Source organism: Geothrix alkalitolerans (genome assembly GCF_022808885.1).
GTDB lineage: Bacteria > Acidobacteriota > Holophagae > Holophagales > Holophagaceae > Geothrix > Geothrix alkalitolerans.
Genome location: NZ_JAKZLE010000003.1, coordinates 287846 through 312826 on the forward strand (window position 1 = coordinate 287846; position 24981 = coordinate 312826).

Consider the following 24981-nt stretch of genomic DNA (forward strand, 5'->3'; position numbering starts at 1 on the left):
CCTTCTGCCGCCTAGGATTCATCCACGCACCTCAGTCCTTGTCATCCCCATCCACCCATCTGGAGCTTAGACTCCCTGGAGGTCATCATGCCATCCCGTCTCACCCTACGTCTTGCCGCCGCCGCCCTTCTGGTGGTCCCGGCCTTCGCCGCCCGTCCCGTGGACAGCCCCCTCGCCAACGAGGCGGCCCGCCACCTGGACGCCCGCGTCTTCCAGCTGGGCCTGGACCGGAATGCCGGCTTCGCCACCAAGAACGTCTTCGAGGAGGCCACCGGCGAGGCCCACGTCCGCATGAACCAGTTCTACAAGGGCGTGCGCGTGTTCGAGGGCGAGACCATCGTCCACATGAAGGGCGGCGCCGTCACGGGCCGCACGGACGCCCTGGTCCGCGGCCTCAACCTGAACGTCACGCCCACCCTCGGCGCCTCCGAGGCCATGGCCGTGGCCCACCAGTCCCTGGCCCCCAAGGGCGCCTACGCCCACACGCCCACCTCCGAGTTGGTGGTGGTGAACGTCGGCCAGCCCACCCTGGCCTACCACATCCACACGGAGCTGGAGAACGGCGCCGAGGAAACCCGCCACACCGACTTCCTCGTGGACGCCCACAGCGGCGCCATCCTGGAGCAGTGGAGCACCCTGCACACCGCCGCCGCCAACGGCACCGGCAACAGCCAGTACTCCGGCACGGTGGCCCTGAACACCAACAGCCTGGCCAGCGGCTACGAGCTGCGGGACACGGTCCGCGGCATGAACTTCGACACCCGCGACCTGAACCACGCCACCACCGGCAACGGCACCACCTACACCGACGCCGACAACACCTGGGGCGACGGCGCCAACTACGTTTCCGGCGCCAGCACCACCTCCGCCAACGGCCAGACGGCCGCCGTGGACGCGCACTACGGCGTGGGCCTCACCTACGACTTCTACAAGAACATCTTCGGCCGCAACGGCATCGACGGGAACGGCACCGCCACCTACAGCCGCGTGCACTACAGCAGCGCCTACGACAACGCCTTCTGGTCCGACAGCTGCTTCTGCATGACCTACGGCGACGGCTCCTCCTTCAAGTCCCTCGAGTCCATCGACGTGGCCGGCCACGAGATGAGCCACGGCGTCTGCGCCCGCACCGCCAACCTCACCTACCGCGGCGAGTCCGGCGGCCTGAACGAAGCCAACTCGGACATCTTCGGCACCATGGTCGAGTTCATGGCCCACGGGGGCGGCACCACCACCGTGCCCAACTACAGCAACATCACCTCCACCATCAACGTCTACTGGACCGGCACCACCACCCCCACGCCTTCCACCAGCAAGGCCGTGCCCGCCGCCAACTACTACATCGGCGAGCAGCTGGCCACCGCCAGCTACTACCGGCCCCTGCGCTTCATGCACAAGCCCAGCCTGGACGGCAAGAGCCCCGACGCCTGGTCCAAGTCCCTCGGCCGCCTGGACGTCCACTACAGCTCCGGCGTCGCGAACCACTTCTTCTTCCTCCTGGCCCACGGCAGCCAGATCGACACCTTCTCCGACGGCATCCAGTCCCCCATGGCGAACGGCGTCACCAGCATCGCCGGCATCGGGAACGACAAGGCCTCCCGCATCTGGTATCGCGCCCTCACGGTCTACATGACCAGCAGCACCAACTACGCCGGTGCCCGCACCGCCACCCTGAGCGCCGCCGCCGACCTCTACGGCGCCGCCTCCGTGGAATACAACACCGTGAACACCGCCTGGAAGGCCGTCAACGTCCTCTAGGACCACGGCTCCATCCCCCGCAGCGCCCCGGGTTCCCGGGGCGCTGTTCGTTCCGGGCGGCTTCCCTCGCGGAAGCCCCTGCCTGATAGTGGTGCTTGATGACCGTCACCACCCGGCGCACCTGCCCCAGCTGCCAGACCCGCCTCTCCCCCCTCGCGGCGGAGTGTCCGGAGTGCGGCCTGGCCCTGGCGCCGCCGCGGCGGGGGCGCCCCATGCTCTTCCAGGCCTCGGCCCTGGCGCAGGTGCCCCTCGAAGCCTCCCCCCGGGCCCTGACCGCCCCCGCCCTGGGCCGGGTGCCGGAAGTGGCGGTGGAGGTGGCCCCCGAGGAACTGCAGCGAACCGACGCCGGCGATCCCCTCCCCACCCCCGGGTTCCACCCCCAGGCCGTCCTCGGGATCCAGGATCCCAGCTCCAGCTTCTGGCCCCTGGTGAAGGTAGAGGCCGCCGAGGCGCTCCTGCTCGTCCTCGTCCAGGGCCTGACCCTGGTCTTCCCGGCCTGGGCCCTGGGCATCTCCCCCCTGCGGCTTCTCGCCGGGGCCTGGCCCTTCGTGGTGCCCTATCTGTTCGCGACGTCCTGGATCCTCTTCATGGCGCCCCTGGTGCTCACGGGCCAGTCTCCGCTCATGGCCCCCTTCGGCGTGACCCTGCCCGAGAACGCTCCGGAGCGGCGCATCACCTTCTCGCTCGTGCATCTCATCTCGGTGGCCTGCTTCCCCCTCAGCTTCCTCTGCATGGTGCTGAGCCCCCGGCACCAGACCCTGGGGGAGCTGCTCAGCGGCCAGGAGCTGTTGACGCGCCCCACGGGCCGAATGCGCTGAAGGGCGCTCCCTTCCTGCTTGGGGCCTACTCGGGCAGGTGCATGGGCACGGACGTGACGATCACGCCGGGCTTCACGAGCAGGGCGGCCTTGATGCGCAGGGCGCTCTGGTTGTGCAGGAACTGCTGCCACCACTTGGGGGCGATGAACTCCGGCAGGATGACCGTGAGGACCAGCTCGGGCTCCGCGAGCCGGATGCGGTCCACCTCCGCCAGGATCGGCTCCACGACCTTGCGGTAGGGGCTCGGGATGCAGCGCAGGGGCACGCCCATGCCATAGATGGTCCAATCCGCCCGCAGCTTCTCCATGGCCCTGCTCTCCCGGACGCCGTCGGAGCCCAGGTCCACCGTGAGGGCCTCCACGCGGTCCCCGGCGACGTGGCGGCCGTAGAGCAGGGACTGCACCACCCCCCGGTGGATGCTGTTCACCAGCACCAGGGCATGGTGCTTGGTGGGCAGGGTGGCGTCCGTCCGGCTGGCGGCCAGCTTGCCCTTCACGCCGACATAGTGGCGGCGGATGTTGAAGTGCACCACCACCAGGGCCGGCACCAGCAGGATCACGATCCAGGCCCCGTGGATGAACTTGGTGACGGCGATGTCCAGCAGCACCACGAAGGCGGTGATGGCCCCCAGGCCGTTGATGGCCGCCTTCAGGTGCCAGTGGCGGCCCCGGACCTTGCGCCAGTGGGCCACCATGCCCGTCTGGCTGATGGTGAAGCCCATGAACACGCCCGCGGCGTAGAGGGGCAGCAGGATGTCCGTGTTGGCATGGAAGAGCCAGACCAGCACCCCCGAGAAGAAGAAGAGGATGAGGATGCCGTTGGAGAACACCAGGCGGTCGCCTTGGCTCGCGAACTGGCGGGGCAGGAACCCGTCCCGGGCCTGGAGCGCCGCCAGGCGGGGGAAATCCGCGAAGGCCGTGTTGGCCGCCACCACCAGGATCGCGAAGGTGAATCCCTGGACCACGTAGTAGACCAGCTTCGGCAACCCGTGGCTCACATCGCCCAGGATGGCCTTGTTCAGCTTGGACAGCAGCGTCTCGGCCACCACCGAGGGATCCGCGCTGTGCTGGTAGGTCACGCCAAACCGGTGGGCCAGGAGCGTGATCCCCAGGAACATGACCGCCAGCAGCCCCACCATCCACAGCATGGTCTTGGCGGCATTGGGGCCGGCGGGGTCCCTGAAGGCCGTCGTGCCGTTGCTGATGGCCTCGACGCCGGTCAGGGCCGTGCATCCGGCGCTGTAGGCCCGCATGAACACCCAGGCCATGGTGAGGCCCGCCAGGTGCGTGCCCTGCTCCACGGCCGCCTGCGCCTGGACCGGCGAAGGCCCGCCCGCGATCACCAGCCTCAGCGTCCCGTAGCCGAGCACCACGAGGATGCTGATGACGAAGCCGTAGGTGGGGATGGCGAACAGGCCGCCGCTCTCCTTGACCCCGCGAAGGTTCATGAGGGCGATGAAGCCGATGGCCGCCAGGGTCAGGGAGACGTTGTGCCCCTCCAGGGCCGGAAGGGCCGCCGTGATGGCCGCCACGCCCGAGGACACGGACACGGCCACCGTCAGGATGTAGTCCAGGAGCAGGGACGCACCGGCGGTCAGGGCGGCGAGGTCGCCCAGGTTCTCCATGGCGACGATGTAGGCGCCGCCGCCGCCGGGATAGGCCAGGATGGTCTGCCGGTAGCTGACGGCCAGGATGGCCAGCAGGGCCACGATGCCCAGGGCCACCGGGATGGACCAGCCGAACAGGGCATAGCCCGCGGCTCCGGCCAGGGCCCCGGCTCCGAGGGCATGGCCCACCGTGCTGGACAGGGAGGCCATGATCTCCTGGGTGGCATAGGCCACCGAAGACAGGGCGTCGGAACTGAACACCGCCAGGGCGACAGGATTGCTGATCTTGGTGTGCTGCGTCTCTTCGCTGGAGAGCCGACGTCCCAGCAGGATCCGCCTCAAGCTCTGCATCCGTGTCTCCCGGACAGAACGCTACTCCAGTATGGGCTCCAGGTGGTAGGGGATCGAGATCACCACGGTCTTGGGCTTCATGAGCAGGGTGCCCTTGATGCGCCAGGCGGTCTGGTTGTGCAGGAGGTTGGCCCACCAGTGGCCTGTGACGAATTCCGGCAGGATCACGGTGATGGTGTACTCCGGCTCCACGCGGCGCATGCGGTCCAGCTCCTCCACGATGGGCTCCACGATCTTGCGGTAGGGGCTGCGGATGGACCGGAGGGGGATGCCCTCGCAGTACCGCGGCCAGTCGGACCGCAGCTTCTCCAGGGCGGCGCTGTCGCGGCCGTGCTCATCGGGGAAGTCCACGGTGAGGGCCTCGACTTCGCCGTGATCCGCGATGACCTTGGCGTAGTTCAGGGACTGCACCACGCCGGAGTGGATGCCGGAGACGAGCACCACCACGCGGTTCTTGCGGGGTGTGATGAAGTCCGCTCGGCTGCCGGCCAGGATGGACTTCACGCGGATGTAGTGCCGGTGGATGTTGAAGAAGGTCATCACCATGAGGGGCAGGACCAGCACCACCACCCAGGCCCCATGAGTGAACTTGGTCAGGATGATCACCGTCATGACGACCAGGGTGGTGAGGCCCCCGGCGCCGTTGATGAGCGACTTGAAGACCCACCGGCGGCCGCGGAGCTTCAGCCAGTGCCGGACCATGCCCATCTGGGACAGCGTGAACCCCAGGAAGACGCCCACGGCGTAGAGCGGCAGCAGGTGGTGCTCACGGGCGTTGAAGATCCACAGGAGGACGCCCGAGAGGAAGGACAATATGAAGATGCCGTTGGAGAACACGAGGCGATCGCCCTGGCTGGAGAACTGGCGGGGCAGGAAGCCGTCGCGGGCCATCATGGCCGCCAGGCGCGGGAAGTCCGCATAGGCCGTGTTGGCTGCTAGGCAGAGGATCAGCATGGTGAAGGCCTGCATAAGCAGGTAGGTGACGTGAGGAAGCCCCGGGCCGTTCCCCAGGATCCGGTGCTCCAGCATGGACAGCAGCGATTCGCCCTCGCCGGTGTACATGATGCCGAAGTGGTTGGACAACCAGGTGATGCCCAGGAACATGGCGCCGAGCATCAGCACCATGGCGATCATGGTCTTGCCCGCGTTCCGCGCCGTGGGCTCCCGGAAGGCCGATACCCCGTTGGAGATGGCCTCCACGCCCGTGAGGGCCGTGCAGCCGGCGGCATAGGCCTTCATGAACACCCAGATGGCGATCCAGCCCGGCAGGGGCGGCGCCACCACCGCGTGATGTTCCCCCGCGGCCACGCCTCCCGCGAAGTAGCGCCAGAACCCGAGCCCGATGATCGCGAACATCGAGATCACGAACCCGTAGGTCGGAACGGAGAACACCGCCCCGCTCTCCTTCACCCCCCGCAGGTTCATCAGCCCGATGAAGGCCACCACCGCCAGGGCGAGGGCCACCCGGTGGGTGTCCGCCCCGGGAAAGGCGCTGGTGATGGCGGTGACGCCGGCAGAGACGCTCACCGCCACCGTCAGCACGTAGTCCACCAGCAGGGAGGCGCCCGCCACCTGGGCCGGCAGCTCGCCCAGGTTCTCCTTGGCCACGATGTAGGCGCCGCCGCCGCTGGGGTAGGCGAAGATGGTCTGCCGGTAGCTGATGGTGAGGATGGTCAGCAGCAGCACGATGCCCACGGCCACGGGCCAGGACCAGGACAGCACCGCCGGCCCGAAGGCCGCCATGGCCATGTAGGGGCCCAGGGCGGCCATGATTTCGCCGGTGGCATAGGCCACGGAGGAGAGCGCGTCGGAGCTGAACACCGCCAGGGCGACGGGGTTGCTGATGCGGGCCTCGTGGCTTTCCTCGCTGGCGAGGCGGCGGCCCAGCAGGAGGCGTCGGACATTGGCCATGTTCAAGGCTCCTGGTTCAGCGGGCCATCAGCCAGAGGCCGGAGAGGGTGGCCGCGAGTCCCACCAGCTTGGAGGGCTGGAGCTGCTCGCGGAAGAGGAGGAAGGCCATCAGGGCCACGAGGATGAAGTTCGCATTCATGATGCCCACGCCCACGGCGGCCTTGGCGCCCCGAAAGAAGCTTTCGTTCACGGCGATCAGGGCCGCCGCGGTGGCGATCCCGGCCACCAGGGCCCAGGCCTTGGCTCCGGCGGGCTCACCAGGGCGCCCGCGCCACAGCCAGTAGGCCAGCGCCAGGGGCACCTCGCCGGCCACCACCCAGAAGAGCACCGCCGCTGGGGGCAGCCCGTGGTGACCCGCGGCCTTCATGCCCAGGTTGCCCAGGCCCATGAGGACCATCGCCGCCATTGCCCAACCCAACCACGCCATACCCGGCACACCCCAAAGGAACCCATTATGGGGGCAGGCGCAGGCTGTGGGGACAAGGGTTGACGGACGCCACAGGCGTCGGGGTCCTTCCGCCCGGGGGCGGACGGGTTGGAGATTCCGGTCCGCTACGAGAAACTGGAGGTTCGCAAGGAGGGCGGATGCCCCGATTCTCGAAGCGCGTGGGCCGCGAAGTGCTCGAAGGACACCCCCGCCTCCCCGAGTGGATCACCAAGGAGCGGGTGAAGCTGGGCGACCTCCACGGCATGAAGGCGGGCCTGCGGGATTCGCACCTGCACACCGTCTGCGAGGAGGCCCGCTGCCCCAACCGGACCCACTGCTTCACCCATGGCACCGCCACCTTCCTCCTCATGGGCGAGGTCTGCACCCGCGCCTGCGGCTTCTGCAGCATCCAGAGCGGCAAGCCGAGGGCCCTGGACCCCCACGAACCCGCCGAGACGGCCGAGCGCGTGGCCGCGCTCGGCCTGCGCTTCGCCGTGCTGACCTCCGTGAACCGGGACGACCTGCCGGATGGCGGCGCCGCCCACTTCGCCGAGACCGTGCTGGCCATCAAGCGCCGCAACCCCGGCGTGGGCGTGGAGGTGCTGGTGCCGGACTTCCTGGGTGATCTCGACGCCGTGGCCCGGGTGGTGGCCGCGGGCCCCGCCGTCTTCAACCACAACACGGAGACCGTGCCCAGCCTCTACCCCGAAGTCCGGCCCGCGGGGCGCTTCGAGCGCAGCCTCCGCGTGCTGGCGCACGCCAAGGAGATGGGAAGAGCCCTGTACGGTGAGGCCTTCCGCACCAAAAGCGGCCTCATGCTCGGCCTGGGCGAGACCGAATCCGAGCTGATGACCACCCTCGAGGCCCTGGCCGCCCATGGCGTCAACATCCTCACCCTGGGCCAGTACCTGCGCCCCACCCGCCACCAGCTGCCCGTGAAGCGCTACGTGCATCCGGACGAGTTCGCCGCCCTGGGCGCCAAGGCCAAGGCCTTCGGCTTCCAGACCGTCTACGCCGGACCCCTCGTGCGCTCCAGCTTCAACGCCCACGAAGTCGCAGGCATGGAAGGCATCAGCATCGCCTGAGGCTTGCTTCAGCGCGGGATTTCAGGCTCAGTCCCGCCGCGGATCCACCACGATGGCCACGGGCTCGGCAGGGCAGGCGAAGACGCAGAGGCCGCAGCCCGTGCAGACCTCCGCCTCCACCACGGGATGGCCCACGGCCTCACCCTCGGCCGGCGGGGCGATGCGGATGGCCTCCTCCGGGTAGGGGCAGCGGTCCACGCACACGCGGCAGGCGCGGGGCTCCCGGTCCACGTCGCCCCAGGTGGCGCAGAGGCTCGGCTTCACGCGGGCCGTGCCCATGCGGACAGCCTTCGGTCCCTCGATCACCGTGCCGTCCCGGAGGGTCCGCGTGGGCCAGACCAGGGCCTCGTCGTCGCATTCGGCCACGCAGGGCAGCGTGGTGCAGAGGAAGCAGGGGATGCTGCGCGGGTCGAGGTAGGGCGTCTTCAGGCCCAGGCCCGCGTTGGGGCCCGCCTTGAGGATGGCGTTCTCGGGACAGGCCCGCATGCACTTGTCGCAGCGGGTGCACTTGGTGAGGAACTCCAGCTCGTCCAGGGCCCCGGGGGGGCGCAGCAGCTTGGGCCCAAGGTTCGTCACCGCCTCCTCGACCCTATTGGCCACGAAGCCGGCGAACAAAGTGCCGAGGGACTTGAAGAAGTCGCCTCGTTCCTGGGGTTCGTCCAGCTTCTTCGCCATCGCCGCCTCAGTCCATGAGTCCCAGTACCCGCATGGTGGGCCGCAGGGTCCCCCAGAGCACGGGATCGAAGCCCAGGGTGAGAACGGCAGCCTTCCCGTCCCCCGCGAGGTCCAGGTGGGCCAGGAGCTCCGCACTCACGGCCACATCGCGGGAGCTGGGCGCCGCGTCCACCCAGGCCACGCCGGCCGGAGCCGCCTTCTTCGCCAGGGACTGCCCCTCCGCGGCGCGAATCTGAAGGACCAGGAGGTCCCCGTGGAACGAGGGCACGCGGATCTCCATGAGCCGGCCCTTGCCCGCGACGGGAGGGACCGGCACCACCTCGAAGGCCTGGCGGTAGCCCAGCTTGGCGAGGTCCGGATCCTCGCCGTTGAGGACGGCCAGGGTCTGCTCCACAAGACCATCCAGACCCCGATCGCCCATCCAGGCCACGGACCGCAGGTGGGTGCCGCCCACATCGCCGATGCCCTCCAGCAGAGACGGCAGAAGCGCCAACACCTGCTCCAGGGCCGGGCGCCCCCGGAGGGACTTCACCCCCTGGGGCCACCGTCCCGCCAGGGGCACGGGGTCGACCCGGGCCTCGGGCTCGGCCCGCAGGTCCAGGATGCGCCCCGGGAATCCCTCCAGGAACAAGGGCTCGGGTGTGTCGGCGAGGATCACCGCGTCCAGGCCCTCCAGCAGCACGGGATCGGGGGCGAAGACCACCAGGTCCCCCTCCTCCTCCGCCAGGGTGAGCGGACCGATGGACAGGGGCACCACCGAGGCATCCTGCGCCTCCAGCGCATTCACGAGTTCGCGACCCAGCAGTGTCTGGGCGCCGATGACGGCGAGCTTCAGCATGTCGTACCTTTCGATGTCGGTGTCAGACGCGGACGGCGGCCTCGTCGGCCGGAGCGTGATCCTTCAGGGCGGCGGCCACCGGGCCCGCCAGGAAGATCCGCACCTGGTCGCCGGCCCGGCCCGTGAAGCGGCCGGCATCCAGCAGAGCGGCCAGCTCGGCCTCGGTCATGGCCCAGGCGGGATCCGCCGCCAGGAGCTTCAGCAGCTCGTTGGGACGGCCCTCGGCCTTGATGCGGCGGCCGGCCTCCAGGGCGGCCACACGGAAGCGCTCGTGCAGGTCCTGGCGGTCGCCGCCCCGCTTCACGGCCTCCATGAGCAGCACCTCGGCGGCCATGAAGGGCAGCTCCTGGGCCAGGCGGCTTTCGATCATCTTCGGGTAGACCACGAGGCCCGAGGCCACGTTGCGGAAGAGCACGAGGATGGCGTCCGCCGCCAGCAGGCCCTGGCTGATGGTGAGGCGCCGGTGGGCGCTGTCGTCCAGGGTGCGCTCCATCCACTGGCTGGCGCTGGTCTGGTAGCTGGAGGGCATGAGGCCCAGCACGAAGCGGGCGAGGCTGTTGATCCGCTCGGACCGCATGGGGTTGCGCTTGTAGGGCATGGCGGAAGATCCGATCTGCTTCGACTCGAAGGGCTCTTCCACCTCTTTAAGGTGCTGGAGCAGGCGCAGGTCGCAGGCGAACTTCGAGGCGGAGGCCGCGATGCCGCAGAGCACCTGGCCGATGCGGTCCTCCAGCTTGCGGGTGGCGGTCTGCCCGCTGACGGGGATCGCCGGGAAGCCCACCTTTCCACAGAAGCGCTGTTCCAGGGCTTCGACCTTGTCGCCGTCGCCCTCGAACAGCTCGAGGAAGCTGGCCTGGGTGCCCGTGGTGCCCTTCACGCCGCGCACGGGCGTGGTGCGGATGAGGTGGTCCAGGTCCTCCAGGTCCAGCAGCAGGTCCTGGATCCAGAGGCTGGCGCGCTTGCCCACGGTGGTGGGCTGGGCGGGCTGGAAGTGGGTGAAGCCCAGCGTCGGCTGGTCCTTCCATTGGCCCGCGAAGGTGGCCAGCGAGGCGATCACGTCCTGGAGGCGGCGACGCAGCAGGGCCAGGGCCTCCTGCACGATGAGCAGGTCGCCGTTGTCCGTCACGAAGCAGCTGGTGGCGCCCAGGTGGATGATGGGCCGGGCGCCGGGCGCCTGCTCGCCCCAGGCGTGAATGGCGGCCATCACGTCGTGGCGCAGGGCGGACTCATGCCTCGCGATGGCGTCCAGGTCCACCTCGTCCTGGGTGGCCCTCAGCTCGGCAATCTGGGCCGCCGTGACCGGAAGGCCCAGCTCGGACTCGGCCTCCGCCAGGGCGATCCACAGCCGCCGCCACACCCGCTGGCGGTAGAGGGGCGAGAGCAGGCGCACCATGGCCTTGCTCGCGTAGCGGCTGGCCAGGGGATGCTCGAAACGCTCCAGGTCGGATCCGTCGTGGGGCGGGAGGAAGGGCATGGGAACTCCGGCCTTCCAGTGTCTCACAGGCTCCGACCTGTGATTCCGCTCACGAAGAGGCTTCCATGCCCTGCTCGAAGCGCGGCTAGGATAGGGCATCACCCTGGAGCCTCCGCCATGTACGAAGTGATCCGAACCTCCGATCCCGCTGTGTTCCAGGCCCTGGAGCTGGAGGTGCAGCGCCAGCGGCATCACCTTGAGCTCATCGCGTCGGAGAACTACGCCTCCCGCGCGGTCATGCAGACCATGGGATCGCACTTCACCAACAAGTACGCGGAGGGCTACCCGGGCAAGCGCTACTACGGCGGCTGCAGCCAGGTGGACATCGTGGAGAACCTGGCCCGCGACCGCGCCAAGCAGATCTTCGGGGCCGAGCACGCCAACGTGCAGCCCCACAGCGGCGCCCAGGCCAACATGGCGGTCTACCTCGCAGCCCTGAAGCCCGGCGACACGGTGATGGGCCTCGACCTGGCCCACGGCGGCCACCTCACCCACGGTCATCCGCTGAACAGCTCCGGCATCCTCTACAAGTTCGTGCCCTACCACGTGCGCCAGGAGGACGAGCGCGTGGACATGGACGAGGTGCGCGCCCTGGCCAAGCAGCACAACCCCAAGATGATCGTGGTGGGGGCCTCGGCCTACAGCCGCACCTGGAACTTCCCCCTCTTCCGGGAGATCTGCGACGAGGTCGGCGCCATGCTCATGGTGGACATGGCCCACATCGCCGGGCTGGTGGCCACGGGACATCACCCCAATCCCGTGCCGCATGCGGATTTCGTCACCACCACCACCCACAAGACCCTGCGCGGCCCCCGCGGCGGCATGATTCTCTGTAAATCCCAATATGCCAAAGATTTGGATCGGGCCGTCTTCCCCGGTGTCCAGGGCGGTCCCCTCATGCACGTCATCGCCGCCAAGGCTGTGGCCCTTCACGAGATCATGCAGCCCGAGTTCAAGGCCTACAGCGGCCAGGTGATCCGGAACGCCCACGCCCTGGCCAAGGGCCTGCAGGAGCGCGGCTGGCGCATCGTCAGCGGCGGCACGGACAACCACCTCTTCCTCGTGGACCTGCGCGACCACGACCTCCTGGGCCACGAAGCCGAATCCTGCCTCCACCGGGCCGGCATGACCACCAACAAGAACGGCATCCCCTTCGACCCCAACCCGCCCCTCAAGCCCTCCGGCGTGCGCCTGGGCAGCCCGGCCCTCACCACCCGCGGCATGAAGGAGGAGGAGATGGATCAGATCGCCCGCTTCTTCGACGCGACCCTGCGGCACCGGGCGGACGAATGCACCTTTGCCCGCATCCGCCAGGAAGTGTTCCATCTGACGGACCAGTTCCCCATTCCCGAGTAGCCCGTTCCATCACGGCCCGTTCGACCGCCGCCAAAGCGCCTCGCGTTTTGGCGGTATGTTTTTGGGGGAGGAAACGTGGTCGCCGATGGGCTGTTCGTTTATGGATCCTTGCGGGAGGGTGGGTCGAACCACGCCTGGCTGATGCGGACCCATCCCGAGGGACTCACCCGGGCCTGGGTGGCGGGGCGGCTCTTCCACCTGTCGGCGGGCTACCCCGCCCTGGTGCCGGAGCCCGATCCTGCGGAGCCGCCGCCGGGCCCCGGCTGGGTGCGAGGCGACTTCGTAGGGTACGAGGACGAGGGGGATCTCGATTCTGCCCTGGCCGACCTGGACCCCTTGGAAGGTGTGGAGGAGGGCCTCTTCACCCGCGAGATCCGCCCCGTGGTCCTCGAAGGAGGGCACCGCTACCGGGCCTGGGCCTATGTGTTCCATGTGGAACGCCTGCCCCGACTGGAGAAGGAGGCCATCGAGCTTCCCGATGGGGACTGGGCGCCCTACCTCTAACGAAAAACGGCGCGAATTGCGCCGTTTTCGCAGATGGAAAACCAAGCGGGAACTACAACCCCAATTTGGGCTGCTCGCCGCCCTCGTCGGGACCGGGATGGGCGGCCTCGCTTTCGATCAGGTCCTCCTCCTCATCCAGGGCCATGGCGCTGGCGTCGATCTTGGCCAGGCCCACCACGCGGTCCTCGGCGCTGGCCAGCTTGAGGAGGCTGACGCCCTGGGCGTTGCGGCCGGTCTTGCGGACCTCGTCGATGAGGAAGCGGATGACCATGCCCTCCTGGCTGATGAGGAGGCAGCCTTCCCCGGGCTTGACGAGCTTGAAGCCCACCACCTGGCCGTTGCGGACCCCGGCCCGGATGTTGATGACGCCCGTGCCGCCCCGGCCCTGGAGCCGGTAGTCCTGGAGGAGGCTGCGCTTGCCGTAGCCCTTCTCGCAGACCGTGAGCAGCATGCCGTGGTCTTCGGTGCTTTCGTCGGGCTCCACGCCCTCCGGCAGGTCCGGCAAGGGGTCCGCCACCTCCATGTCCACGATGTGGTCCCCCTTGGCCAGCTTCATGCCACGGACGCCGGTGGTGGCGCGCCCCGTGGCCCGGACATCCTCCTCCGGGAAGCGGATGGCCTTGCCCTGGGCCGTGGCCAGGACGATCTGCTGCTGGCCCGTGGACCGGCGCACGGCCACCAGCGTGTTGCCGTCGTCGATGTTGAGGGCGATGAGGCCGTTGGACCGGATGTTGGCGTAGGCCGCCAGGCTCGACTTCTTGACCGTGCCATCGCTGGTGGCGAAGACCAGGTTCTCCCCCTCGGGGAAGTCCCGCAGGGCCATGAGGGTCACCACGTTCTCCCCGTCCTTCAGGGAGATGAGGTTCCGGATGTGCTTGCCCCGGGTGGAGGCGGCGGCCTCGGGCAGGTCGTAGACCTTCAGGGCGTAGACGATGCCCTTGTCCGTGAAGGCCATGAGGGTGTCGTGGGCCTTGGTCATGAAGAGCTGCTCGACGAAATCCTCGTCCTTGGTCTTCATGCCCACCTTGCCCTTCCCGCCCCGCCGTTGGCGGCGGTAGGCGGTGAGGTCCGTGCGCTTGATGTAGCCGGCCTTGGACATGGTGACGACCATGGGATCGTCGGGCACCACGTCCTCCATGCGGATCTCGCCGGAGTAGCCGGTGATCTCGGTGCGCCGGTCGTTGCCGAACTGCTCGGCCACCTGCTGGAACTCCTCCTTGATGACCTTCAGGAGCAGCTTCTCGTCAGCCAGGATGGCCTTGAGCTTGGCGATGAGCTTTTCCAGCTCGGCCAGCTCGTCGAGGATCTTCTCCCGCTCCAGTCCCGTGAGGCGCTGGAGGCGCATGTCCAGGATGGCCTGGGCCTGCACGGCGGACAGGCAGAGGCTGGGATCCTTCTTGAGGGCCGCGGCGCTGGCGAAGGCGCCCGCCATGAGGCCGGCCTTGGCCTCCTCGGGGGTCTTGGCGGCCCGGATGAGCTTGATGACGGCATCCAGATGGTCCAGGGCGATCTTGAGGCCCAGCAGGACGTGGTGCCGCTCCTCCGCCTTCCGCAACTGGAAGAGGGTGCGGCGGGTGACCACCTCGCGTCGGAAGCCGATGAACTCCTGCAGCACCTCCCGGAGGGTGCAGATGCGAGGCTGGCCGTTCACGATGGCCAGCATGGTGATGGGGAAGCTGTTCTGGAGCTGGGTCAGCTGGTAGAGCTGGTTCAGCACGATGTCGCTGGGCTCGTTCTTCTTCAGCTCCACCACCAGGCGGATGCCCTCGCGGTCGCTCTCGTCCCGCAGGTCGCTGATGCCGTCGATCTTCTTCTCGCGGACCAGGTCGGCGATCTTCTCGATAAGCGTGGCCTTGTTCACCTGGTAGGGCAGCTCGGTGAAGACGATCTGCTCGCGATCGCCGGCCCGGCGGATCTGCTCCACGTGGGACTTGGCCCGCACCACGCACCGGCCGCGGCCCGTGCGGTAGGCATCCACCACGCCCTCGGTGCCCAGCATGAGGCCGCCGCCGGGGAAGTCCGGCCCCTTGATGTGGGCCATGAGGCCATCCAGGCCTGTCGCGGGGTGGTCGATGAGGGTCACCAGGGCCGAGCAGCACTCCCGCAGGTTGTGGGGGGGAATGCTGGTGGCCATGCCCACGGCGATGCCCTGGGAGCCGTTCACCAGCAGGTTGGGGAAGCGGGTGGGCAGGACGAGGGGCTCCTGCATGCTGCCGTCGTAGTTGGGGCCGAAATCCACCGTGTCCTGGTCGATGTCGCCCATCATCTCGTTGGCCAGCCGGGAGAGGCGGGCCTCGGTGTAGCGCATGGCCGCGGCGGAGTCGCCGTCGATGGACCCGAAGTTGCCCTGGCCGTCCACCAGCACGTGGCGCATGGAGAAGGGCTGGGCCATGCGGACGAGGGTGTCGTAGATGGCCGAATCGCCATGGGGATGGTACTTACCCATCACGTCGCCCACGGTGCGGGCGGACTTCTTGTAGGCCCGGTTCCAGTCGTTCCCCGCCTCGCCCATGGCGAACAGCACGCGGCGGTGCACGGGCTTGAGGCCGTCCCGCACATCAGGCAGGGCCCGACCCACGATGACGCTCATGGCGTAGTCCAGGTAGGACTTCCGCATTTCCTTTTCGATTTCCAGGGGCTCGATGCGATTCAGGTTCATGTGTTTCCCGGTGTTCTACGTGGAACGCTGCTCGACATCCTGCAAAAACAGGACTTAGATGTCGATGTTCTCCGCGAGGAGGGCGTTGGTCTCGATGAAGCGGCGCCGGGGTTCCACGGCATCGCCCATGAGGACGGTGAAGATCTCGTCGGCCTCCACCGCATCGTCGACGCGGACCTGCAGCAGGGTGCGGCGCTCAGGGTCCATGGTGGTCTCCCAGAGCTGCTCCGGGTTCATCTCGCCCAGCCCCTTGTAGCGCTGGATGCCCAGGCCGCGCTTGCCCTCCTCCAGGACCATGGCCAACATGGCCTCGGGGTCCGAGAAGACCTGCTCCTTGCCGAGCTTGGGGGTGCTCTCCTCGGCCTCCTCGTCCGCTTCCTTCTCCTTTGGGGTCTCCTTGACGTCCTTGAGGCGCCGGAGGCGCAGCTCGCCCCCTCGGAAGCCCGCCAGCTCCACCTGGAGGGTGGCCAAGCGGCGGAATTCGCCCCAGTGGGCCACCTGGCTGTCGATCCAGAGCGTGATGGGGCGGCTCATGTGCATGCGCACCAGGCGAAGGCGGTGAGAGGCCGGCACGGACACCGGGGCCCCGCCATCCTCATCCGAGGGCACTTCCATGGCCTCGATGGTCTCGATCTCGCAGGTGCCCAGTTTCTGGCGGGTGATGGCAGCGGCCAGCTCCTCCAGGGCCTCCCGGGTCTGGAACCGCTCGGGGTCCAGCAGGCCCTCGGCCAGGAGGGCGCGCACCAGGGGCTGAGCATAGCCGCGGCGGTCCAGCTTGCCGAAGAGCTGCTGCACCTCGCCCCACTTCTTCATCTCGCGCACCAGGGTGGCGCCCTTGTGCTCGGTGCCGTCCGGCAGGCTGAGGGTCCAGCCGTCCAGGGCCTTCTGGAAGAGGAACTCCTCCAGGGCCCGCTCGTCCTTGAGGTACTTCTCGGTCTTGCCCTTCTTCACCTTGTAGAGGGGTGGCTGGGCGATGAAGAGGTGGCCCCGCTCCACCAGCTCGGGCATCTGCCGGTAGAAGAAGGTCAGCAGGAGGGTGCGGATGTGGGAGCCGTCCACGTCGGCGTCGGTCATGAGCACGATCTTGTGGTAGCGGAGGCTCTCGACCTTGAACTCCTCCTTGCCGATGCCCGTGCCCAGCGCCTGGATGAGCACGCGCAGCTCGTTGTGGCCGAGGATCTTGTCGAAGCGGGCCTTCTCCACGTTCAGGACCTTGCCCTTGAGGGGCAGGATGGCCTGGGTGGCCCGGTGGCGGCCCTGCTTGGCGCTGCCGCCGGCGGAATCGCCCTCCACCAGGAAGATCTCGCTGAGGGCCGGATCCTTCTCCTGGCAGTCCGCCAGCTTGCCGGGCAGGCCGCCCCCGTCCAGGGCGCCCTTGCGGCGGGTCAGCTCGCGGGCCTTGCGGGCGGCCTCGCGGGCCCGGGCGGCCTCGATGGCCTTCTCCAGGATGGCCTTGGCCTCCCGGGGGTTCTCTTCGAAGAAGCTGGAGAGCTTGTCGTAGACGATGGTCTGGACGATGCCCTTGACCTCCGAGGACACCAGGCGGTCCTTGGTCTGACTGGAAAACTTGGGATCAGGAACCTTGGCGCTAATGACCGCCGTGAGGCCCTCGCGGATGTCCTCGCCCGAAAGGCTCACCTTGGCGCTCTTCAGCAGGTTGTTCTTCTCGGCATAGGCGTTGATCACGCGCGTCATGGCGGCCCGGAAGCCCTCCAGGTGTGCGCCGCCGTCCCGGTTGCGGATGTTGTTCGTGAAGCAGTAGAGGGTCTCCTGGTAGGAGTCGTTCCACTGGAGGGCCACCTCCACGGTGGTGTCCTGCTTCTCGTCCTTGATGAGGATCGGGGGCTTGTGGAGGACCGGCTTGTTGCGGTTCAGGTGCTCCACGAAGGCGCTGATGCCGCCGGCGTTCATGAAGTCGTGGGTGCTGCCCGAGCGCTCGTCCGTGATGCGGATGTGGACGCCCTGGTTCAGGTAGCTCAGCTCCCGCAGGCGCTGGCTCAGGGTCTCGAAGCTGAAGTCGAGGACGTTGTTGAACACCTCGGGATCGGGCTGGAAGCGCACGCGGGTGCCGCGCCGGGCCGTGGGCCCCACCACTTTCAGAGGGGCGTCCGCCTTGCCCTGGGAGAAGGTCATGGCGTGCTCCTGGCCCTCCTTCCAGACGGTGAGCCAGAGTTTCGACGAGAGGGCGTTCACGCAGGACACGCCCACGCCGTGGAGGCCGCCGGAGACCTTGTAGGCGTTCTTGCCCTCGGTGCTGGTGTTGTCGAACTTCCCGCCGGCGTGGAGCACCGTCATGATCACTTCCGCAGCGCTGCGGCCCTCCTCCTTGTGGATGTCCACAGGGATGCCGCGGCCATTGTCCTCCACGCTGCAGCTTCCGTCATTGTGGAGGGTCACGTCCACGCGGGTGCAGAAGCCCGCGAGGGCCTCGTCGATGGCGTTGTCCACCACCTCGTAGACCATGTGGTGCAGGCCACTGCCGTCATCAGTGTCGCCGATGTACATGCCGGGCCGCTTTCGGACGGCCTCGAGGTCTCTCAGGACCGTGATGTTGTCGGCGGTGTAGCTGTCGGATTCCTGGGGAGTGTGGACACGGGCGCGGGAGACTTCTTCAGACATCAAGACTCACTTGGTTGGGTACGGTGGAATGCGGTGGTGCGTGCGCCGTTCAGGCGGTGGCGCTGGTGGCGAAGCGGACAGGCATGAGGACGTAGCGGAAGCTGAAGTCCTCCAGGCTGGGCGACATGAAGACGCCCTGGCCCACCTCGTCCTTGAACTGGTAGACCACCTCTTCGCCGGGGAGCCGCTCCAGCAGCTCCGTGAGGTAGTCGATGTTGAAGGCCAGCTCGAAGGGCTGTTCCTCGCCCGTGAAGGGCAGCGTGGCCTGGTTCACGCCCTCGTCTGGGTGCTGGAAGACCGTGCGCAGGTTGGGGAATTCGTAGAACAGGCGCACGTTCTTGTTGTAGTCGTCCTTCTTCAGGCCCACGAAGCGCAGGGTGCGGAGGAAGACTTCGCGGTCCATGATCACGCGCTTGGGCAGCTCGGCGGGCAGGACCTTCTCGTAGGCAGGATAGTTGCCCGTGACGAGCCGCGTGCTGAACTTGAGGCCGGGCTGGTCCAGGAAGAGCGTGGTGCCGTCCCAGCAGAGCTCCACCTCGCCCTCGTCGCCGAGCAGCGTGGGGATGAGGTCCAGGGCCCGCTTGGGCACAATGAGGCGGACTTCGTCCTTGAGCTTCGTGTCGCAGGGCACCTCCGCCACGGCCAGCCGGAAGCCGTCCGTGGAGACCACGCGCACATGGTGCTTGGAGAGGTGCACCAGCACGGCCGAGAGCGTGGGCTTGGTGGCGTCCTTGCTCACCGCGATGGAGCCGAGCTGGATGGCCCGCTTGAAGCGCAGCACGGGGATCTTCACCACGGGCAGCTGGTTTCCGGGCCCGGGGAGCTCCGGGAAGCCCTCGCCGGGCTGGATGTTGTGCTCGGAATTCATGCCCTTGGCCCGCAGCCACAGGCGACCGCCGGCATCGGGGCACTCCAGGCTCAGGAGCCCCTCGGGAAAGACCCGCACGGTCTCGATGAACTTCTTGCCGGGCACGGCCATGGTCCACTCGCCCTGCCCCTCGCCGGGCACGGTGGCTTCGAAGGCCAGCTCCATGTCCGTGGCCTTCAGCACGACCTCCTTGGGGCGCACGTCCACCAGGATGTGCTGGAGGATGGGCAACGTGACCCGACGGTCCAAGGCGTGCTTCAGAATCCCCAGGGTGCGATCCAGACGATCCTTGGAAACCTGTAACTGAAGACTCATGTATCACCCTTGATGATGCTGAAGCCCAGGACAACCTGTGGAATGACGTCTCAAAGCCCTATCCTACCGGAGTTTCCCCGCTCGGGACAGGCTGTGGAGAGGCTCCGGGGAGGTGCGGAATCCAGGGCCCGGAACCCCTCCGCGCGGCCTGGTCGGCTGGTTTGCGGATTCCCCGGAGGAACCCGGTGTTGAAAACGTATTAACAATAATTAATTCAGTGAATGCTATTCAGGAGGGCCTGGACCATCCTGTGGAATTCCGGATCGCGCTTCATGCGCTCCCGCACGGAATCGATGGCGTTCATGACGGTGGAGTGGTGCATGCTGAAGGAGCGCCCGATGTCCGTGAAGGGCGCGGATGCGATCTCCCGGGCCAGGTACATGGCCACCTGCCGCGGCACGAGGATGACCTGCTGGCGGGAGCGCTTCTTCATGAGGTCCACGAAGGAGACGTTGAAGGTCTCGGCGGTCATGCGGTAGATCCGTTCGGGCGGCACGCCGGCCGTGGGCTCTTCCCCGCTCTGGCCCTGGAAGGCCGCGTGGGCCACTTCCAGCGTGGGGGGGACACCGATGAGGCTGGCCTGGAAGATGACGCGGGTGAGGAAGCCCTCCAGGTCGCGGACGCTGCCCTTGGCCTTGTGGGCGATGAAGGTGAGCACGTCTTCGGGGATGGGGGGCACGTTCTTGAAGTCCGCGTCCTCCAGCTTCTTCTTCAGGATGGCGATGCGGGTCTCGAAGTCCGGAGGCTGGATGTCGGCCGTGAGGCCCCACTTGAAGCGCGTGATGAGCCGCTCGTGGCAGCCCTCGAGCCGCTGCGGCGGCTTGTCCGAGGTGAGGACGATCTGCTTTCCGTGCTGGAGCAGGTACTCCAGGATGTAGAAGATCTCTTCCTGCGTCCGCTCCATCTTCCCCAGCGTCTGCACGTCATCCAGCAGCAGCACGTCGTTCTGCTGGTACTTCTTCCGCATGGGCTCGGTATTCTTGGCCTTGATGGCAACCGTGAGCTCGTTGAAGAAGTTGTCCACCTTGAGGTAGGCCACACGGAGCTTCGGATTGCGCGCCAGCAGGCCCTTCCCGATGCCCACCATGAGGTGGGTCTTGCCGAGCCCGGCGCCGCCGTAGATGAACAACGGATTCATGCTGAGGGGCGTGGCGGCCTTGCCGTAGCTGTCCACCACGGCCTTGGCGGCGGCGAAGGCCAGCTGGCTGCCCGGGCCCACCACGAAGCGGTCCAGGGTGTAGCGGTTGAAGAGGTAGGGGAAGGAGGTGGGCGCCTCGGCGGCGGCATAGGCGGCATGGGAGCCGGACTCGCTCTTCCTGGGCGGGGCCGCGGGCTCCACGGGCGGGGCGCCGGTCACCTGGAACACCAGGTGGAGGTCCGCCAAGCCGCCCTGGGCCAGCGCGTCGTTGAACTCCTCGGGCAGCTGCTGCTCGATCCAGAGCTTGGCGGCGGCACTGGGGACCCGGATCCACAGGGTCCCGTCCTCGACCTTCAGGGGGGCACAGGGCGCGATCCACTCCTTGAAACTGGCTTCCGGGAGCTGTTTGGACAGGCTGAGTCGGATGGTGTCCCAGAGGGCGGCGGGATCGGTGGAGCGCATGTGTTCACCGGGGGCGGTGGGTGGGGCGGCTGACGTGGCGGAAGCGCGTGGGCACGCAACCTCGGGGGCGGGCTTCGCACGCCACCGGCCACGGAAGACTCGCGGGGAGGATCCCAAATCTAGCACCCCCGAGGGCTCCTGGGAGGATGGAAATGGCCTTGAGCGGCGCGCCCACCGCTGATACCCTCGAAGGTTCGTCCTCCTCCCCGGGAGGGGACCCCCGAGGTGGAACCATGAAGCGCACCTTCCAGCCCAACAACCGCCGCCGCGCGAAGACCCACGGCTTCCTGAGCCGCATGAAGACCAAGAACGGCCGCCTGGTGCTCAAGCGCCGCCGCGCGAAGGGCCGCCACGTCCTGGCGGTCTGACGCCGGTCCCGTGATCTTCAAGGGCCGCTACCGCACGGTCCGCCAGCGGGACCACGCCGTGCCCACGCCCCCGCCCCGGCCCCTGCTGGGGCAGGAAGCGTTTCTGGACATCCGGGCCTGGCGCCGCCCCAGCGGCGCTCTGCCGCTCCTGCTCGTGACCTCTCCACGGAAGACCGGTTCCGCCGTCCGGCGCAACCGCTTCCGCCGGCAGGTCCGCATGGCCTTCCTGTCGCTTTCCGGGCGCCTCGCCGGCCAGCCCTGGGTCGTCTGGGTGCGCCCCGCCCGGAGCGCGCCCCCCCTTGATCGGCTCACCTTCCGGGATATCGAGGTTCAGCTCGGGCTGGCCCTGCGCCGTCTCCTCCCCTTGGACACGCCATGAAAAACCGCAATGTCCTCTACTTCGTCATCGGCAGCATGATCCTGCTGGGGGCTCAGTTCTGGCTCAGCTCCCGGTATGCCAAGCCGGTGCCGCCAGCCCAGGCCCAGGCGCCCGCGACAGAGGCCCCCAAGGCCCAGCCGGCCGCCGCGCCCGCCCAGACCCCTGCCGCCTCCGTGGCTCAGGTCGCCGCGGCGAGCGTGCCCGCGGGCGTGAAGGCCGCGGACCCTGCCGCCACGTACACCCTGACCACGGCGGACTTCCGCCTGACCTGGCAGGTGGCCACCGGCGCCCTGAAGCAGGCCATCTGGCTCCAGGACGGCACCACCTTCTTCCCCGACGCCTTCCCGGGCCTGGGCGCCCTCCAGGGGCCGGGCTTCGAGACGGCACACGAGGAGAAGGCCGCGACCGGCGTCACCACCGTCACCTTCGAAAACGCCGCGGGCGACCGCTTGAGCTACCTCGTGCCCCAGAAGGGCCTCGAGATCCGCGTCGAAGGCCTCTCGGCCCGGAACGCCGCGCTTCAGCTGATCGCCAACCCCACCAGCGACGACCCCGTGAAGCACCTGGGCCGCGTGTTCACCCTGTCCGAGAAGTCCATCCAGGCCGTGACCTGGACCGAGATGCTGCATGACCCCTTCTTCAGCTTCCTGGGCGCCAAGCGCAAGGAACTGCCGCCCTCCTCCAGCCGACTGGGCCTGGACGCAGGTGTGGAGAAGGACGCCAAGAACCAGCGCAACCACTACTTCGCCGCCCTCTGGAAGCTGCCCCGCCCCGCGGGCCGGGACGCCTCGGGCTACCAGCTGCTGCCGGAGAACGGCCGCCTGGAGGCCTCGCTCTACCTGGGCCCCAAGCAGGCGGAGCCGCTCCTGGCCTTCGAGAAGCCCTTCACCCGCGTCATCGACTACGGCTTCTTCGGCGCCGTGGCCCAGCTGCTCTTCTGGATGCTGCGCATGGTCTACCGCGTGGTGGGCAACTGGGGCTGGGCCATCGTGCTCTTCACCGTGATCATCCGCCTGGCCACCTGGCACCTGAACACCAAGCAGACCATCTCCATGCTCCGCATGAAGGACTTCGAGCCGCACCAGAAGGCCATCCAGGCCAAGTACGAGAAGTTCGGCGGCGACATGACCAAGAAGGCCGAGATGCAGAAGGAGCTCATGGAGCTCTACAAGAAGAACGGCCACAACCCCATGGGCGGCTGCCTGCCCATGCTGCTCCAGATGCCCATCTTCCTGGCCTTGTGGTCCATGCTGAACGCCGTCTTCGAGCTGCGCCACGCGCCCTTCTTCGGCTGGATCGTGGATCTGTCCGCCCGGGACCCCTACTTCATCTACCCCGTGCTGATGGGCGCCTCCATGTTCGCCCAGCAGTACATGACCCCCGCCGTGGGCGATCCCGCCCAGCGCAAGATGATGCTGGTGCTCATGCCGGCGATGATGACCTTCTTCTTCGCCCAGAGCCCGGCCGGGCTCGTGATCTACTACTTCGTCTTCAACCTCATCGGCATCGCCCAGACCTGGTGGATCATGAAGTCCTACCAGCCCCAGCCCATCAAGGTCTAGGAGACAGCCATGCGTAAGAGCGGTGCCAGCCTGGAGTCCGTGCCCGAGCTCATCACCCGGTGGATGGGCCACCTGGGCCTGTCCGTGGAGGCGAAGTCCGCTCCCTCGGGCGACGAGGAGGCCTTCCCCAACCGCCTGTCCGTGTCCGGCCCCGACGCGGGCTGGCTGGCGGCCAACCGGGGCGCGGGCCTGGACGCTCTCCAGTTCCTGGTCCACGAGGCCCAGGGCGAGCGCGAGGACGCCAAGCTGGCCTATCTGGACGCGAAGGGCGCCCGTCTCTTCCGCATGCAGGAGGTCATGGCCATGGGGCGCTTCGCCGCCGAGAAGGCCCGGGAGCTGGGCAGCCACACCCTGGGCGCCCTCAGCCCCCGCGAGCGCCGCTGGGTGCATCTGGTGGTGAGCCGCGAGGAGGGTCTGGGCACCGAAAGCGAAGGCACCGGCACCTTCAAGCCCGTGAAGGTGTTCAGGAAGTAGACTGGCCCGGTGACCCCGGAACCGATCTGTGCCCCCGCCACGCCGCTGCTGCCCGCGGCGGTGGCCGTGGTGCGCGTCTCGGGGACGGGCCTGCCGGCCATCCTTGCGCCCCTGCTGGCGCTGCCGGAACCGCGAGTGGCCTCGCTGCGCACGCTTCGCTGGGGCGGCTTTGCCGAGCGGGCCCTGGTGCTCTTCTTTCCGGCCCCTGCCAGCTACACGGGGGAGGACCTGGTGGAGCTCCAGGTCCACGGCAACCCGCTGCTGGTGCGCCGGCTCCTGGAGCACCTAGGCACCCTGGGCGTCCGCCTGGCCGAGCCGGGCGAGTTCACCCGGCGGGCCCTCCTGAACAGCAAGCAGGGCCTCCTGGAGGCCGAGGCCCTGCGGGACCTGGTGGCGGCGGAGACCGATACGCAGATCCGGCTGGCCCAGGCACGGGCGGGGGCGCTTCCGCCCTGGATTCTGGCGGCCCGGGAGGCCCTCGCGCCCTGGGTGGCCCGGGCCGAGGCGGCCGTGGACTACGGGGACGAGGAAGACATCTTGTTGGATTTATTGGCCTTGTGCCGAGTGTTGGAGCCCGTTCGGCAACAGTTCCACGTGGAACAAGTCCGCTGCCGGGCCGCCCGGCACCTCCAGGATGGCCTCCGCCTGGCCCTGGTGGGCCGCCCCAACGCCGGGAAGAGCACCCTGTTCAATGCCCTGGCCGGCGAGGACCGGGCCATCGTCACCGACATCCCCGGCACCACCCGCGATGTGCTGGAAGTCCGCTGCGAGTGGCGGGGGCTGCCACTCCGCCTTTACGACACCGCGGGCCTGCGGGACACGGAGGATCCGGTGGAGCGGCTCGGGGTGGCCCGCGTCGCCCCCGTTCTGGAGGGGGCCGACCTGGTCCTGCACCTCTGGCCGGCCCCAGACGCTGCACCTGATCCGGCCCTCCAGGCGGTCCTGGCCCCCTTCGCCGCCAAGGTCCTGGAGGTCCGCACCTTCGGGGACCTGGCCGCGGTTCCCGGCGTGGCCATCGCCGCCCACCGCGGCGAGCTGGATGCCCTGGAGGGCGCCCTCAAGGACCGCATTCTGGGAGGACTCGCGCCGGACGCCTGCCTGGGGGCCCTGGCCACCCAGCGGCAGGCCGGCCTCCTGGAGGACCTCGCCCGCCAGATGGACCTGCTGGCCGGCCTGGAACCCGGCTGCCCGCCCGAGCTGCCGGCCTCGCTCCTCCAGGGGGCCTGGGGCCTGCTGGCCCAGCTCACGGGGGAGGACCGCGCCGAGCGCACCCTGGACGAACTCTTCAGCGGCTTCTGCCTCGGAAAATAGGCCCGGCGAAGTAGACTGGCCCG

20 protein-coding genes are annotated in these 24981 nt (G+C 68.3%); 10 read left to right on the forward strand and 10 right to left on the reverse strand.

The annotated features are described in order from the left end of the window. Positions 1–87 precede the first annotated feature (87 nt). Positions 88–1758 (forward strand): M4 family metallopeptidase, encoded by a 1671-nt coding sequence (locus MLJ35_RS08995; RefSeq protein WP_243384055.1) that lies wholly within the window; start codon positions 88–90, stop codon positions 1756–1758. 98 nt (positions 1759–1856) lie between these two features. Next, positions 1857–2576, forward strand: coding sequence for an FYDLN acid domain-containing protein (locus MLJ35_RS09000; RefSeq protein WP_243384056.1), 720 nt, complete (start codon positions 1857–1859; stop codon positions 2574–2576). Between the two features lie 25 nt (positions 2577–2601). Here MLJ35_RS09000 and MLJ35_RS09005 read toward each other — a convergent pair whose 3' ends face one another. Genes MLJ35_RS09005 through MLJ35_RS09015 form a run of 3 tightly spaced genes read right to left on the reverse strand, consistent with a single transcriptional unit; the run spans position 2602 to position 6871 of the window. Further along, positions 2602–4533 carry an APC family permease gene (locus tag MLJ35_RS09005; protein WP_243384057.1) on the reverse strand — a complete coding sequence of 644 codons (1932 nt, stop codon included), beginning with the start codon at positions 4531–4533 and terminating at the stop codon, positions 2602–2604. Positions 4534–4554: 21 nt separating this feature from the next. Continuing rightward, positions 4555–6444 carry an APC family permease gene (locus MLJ35_RS09010; protein ID WP_243384058.1) on the reverse strand — a complete coding sequence of 630 codons (1890 nt, stop codon included), beginning with the start codon at positions 6442–6444 and terminating at the stop codon, positions 4555–4557. Between the two features lie 16 nt (positions 6445–6460). Continuing rightward, positions 6461–6871, reverse strand: coding sequence for an EamA family transporter (locus MLJ35_RS09015; RefSeq protein ID WP_275976459.1), 411 nt, complete (start codon positions 6869–6871; stop codon positions 6461–6463). Between the two features lie 158 nt (positions 6872–7029). Here MLJ35_RS09015 and lipA point away from each other — a divergent pair, with 158 nt between their 5' ends. Next, positions 7030–7956, forward strand: a complete 927-nt coding sequence (gene lipA, locus MLJ35_RS09020; protein WP_243384060.1) for a lipoyl synthase — start codon at positions 7030–7032, stop codon at positions 7954–7956. A 27-nt stretch (positions 7957–7983) separates the two neighbouring features. On the opposite strand, the gene MLJ35_RS09025 is transcribed toward lipA, so the two are convergent. The 3 genes from MLJ35_RS09025 to purB are packed head-to-tail and all read right to left on the reverse strand — an operon-like array spanning position 7984 to position 10943. Next, entirely contained in the window at positions 7984–8631 is a 648-nt protein-coding gene (locus tag MLJ35_RS09025) for a 4Fe-4S dicluster domain-containing protein (RefSeq protein WP_243384061.1), read from the reverse strand. Positions 8632–8638: 7 nt separating this feature from the next. Next, on the reverse strand, positions 8639–9469 hold the full coding sequence (locus MLJ35_RS09030) for a hypothetical protein (RefSeq protein ID WP_243384062.1): 831 nt from the start codon (positions 9467–9469) through the stop codon (positions 8639–8641). A gap of 22 nt (positions 9470–9491) precedes the next feature. Then, positions 9492–10943: an adenylosuccinate lyase gene (purB, locus tag MLJ35_RS09035; protein ID WP_243384063.1), complete on the reverse strand. Its 1452-nt coding sequence runs from the start codon at positions 10941–10943 to the stop codon at positions 9492–9494. Positions 10944–11060: 117 nt separating this feature from the next. Here purB and MLJ35_RS09040 point away from each other — a divergent pair, with 117 nt between their 5' ends. Both MLJ35_RS09040 and MLJ35_RS09045 read left to right on the forward strand, forming a co-directional pair. Continuing rightward, positions 11061–12299: a serine hydroxymethyltransferase gene (locus MLJ35_RS09040; protein ID WP_243384064.1), complete on the forward strand. Its 1239-nt coding sequence runs from the start codon at positions 11061–11063 to the stop codon at positions 12297–12299. Between the two features lie 75 nt (positions 12300–12374). Beyond that, positions 12375–12803: a gamma-glutamylcyclotransferase family protein gene (locus MLJ35_RS09045; RefSeq protein ID WP_243384065.1), complete on the forward strand. Its 429-nt coding sequence runs from the start codon at positions 12375–12377 to the stop codon at positions 12801–12803. A 52-nt stretch (positions 12804–12855) separates the two neighbouring features. Here MLJ35_RS09045 and gyrA read toward each other — a convergent pair whose 3' ends face one another. The 4 genes from gyrA to dnaA form a co-directional block, all read right to left on the reverse strand. After that, the gene (gyrA, locus tag MLJ35_RS09050; RefSeq protein ID WP_243384066.1) at positions 12856–15462 is read right to left on the reverse strand and encodes a DNA gyrase subunit A; all 2607 of its coding nucleotides are present in this window, start codon (positions 15460–15462) and stop codon (positions 12856–12858) included. 54 nt (positions 15463–15516) lie between these two features. Next, complete coding sequence (gyrB, locus tag MLJ35_RS09055) at positions 15517–18081, reverse strand: DNA topoisomerase (ATP-hydrolyzing) subunit B (RefSeq protein WP_243384067.1); 2565 nt, start codon at positions 18079–18081, stop codon at positions 15517–15519. 49 nt (positions 18082–18130) lie between these two features. Further along, positions 18131–19264 (reverse strand): DNA polymerase III subunit beta, encoded by a 1134-nt coding sequence (gene dnaN, locus MLJ35_RS09060; protein WP_243295257.1) that lies wholly within the window; start codon positions 19262–19264, stop codon positions 18131–18133. Between the two features lie 214 nt (positions 19265–19478). Next, positions 19479–20864, reverse strand: coding sequence for a chromosomal replication initiator protein DnaA (gene dnaA, locus MLJ35_RS09065; RefSeq protein WP_243322353.1), 1386 nt, complete (start codon positions 20862–20864; stop codon positions 19479–19481). Between the two features lie 233 nt (positions 20865–21097). On the opposite strand from dnaA, the gene rpmH reads away from it, so the two are divergent. Genes rpmH through MLJ35_RS09095 form a run of 5 tightly spaced genes read left to right on the forward strand, consistent with a single transcriptional unit; the run spans position 21098 to position 24958 of the window. Further along, a complete protein-coding gene (gene rpmH, locus MLJ35_RS09070) occupies positions 21098–21232 on the forward strand; it encodes a 50S ribosomal protein L34 (protein WP_026852422.1) in 135 nt (44 codons plus the stop codon). 10 nt (positions 21233–21242) lie between these two features. Next, entirely contained in the window at positions 21243–21611 is a 369-nt protein-coding gene (locus MLJ35_RS16150; protein WP_243384068.1) for a ribonuclease P protein component, read from the forward strand. Further along, positions 21608–23173 carry a YidC/Oxa1 family insertase periplasmic-domain containing protein gene (locus tag MLJ35_RS09080; RefSeq protein ID WP_243384069.1) on the forward strand — a complete coding sequence of 522 codons (1566 nt, stop codon included), beginning with the start codon at positions 21608–21610 and terminating at the stop codon, positions 23171–23173. The genes MLJ35_RS16150 and MLJ35_RS09080 overlap by 4 nt, the downstream gene beginning before the upstream one ends. Before the next feature lie 9 nt (positions 23174–23182). Further along, entirely contained in the window at positions 23183–23647 is a 465-nt protein-coding gene (locus tag MLJ35_RS09085; RefSeq protein WP_243384070.1) for a R3H domain-containing nucleic acid-binding protein, read from the forward strand. A gap of 9 nt (positions 23648–23656) precedes the next feature. Continuing rightward, positions 23657–24958, forward strand: coding sequence for a tRNA modification GTPase (locus tag MLJ35_RS09095; RefSeq protein ID WP_338028451.1), 1302 nt, complete (start codon positions 23657–23659; stop codon positions 24956–24958). Positions 24959–24981 lie beyond the last annotated feature (23 nt).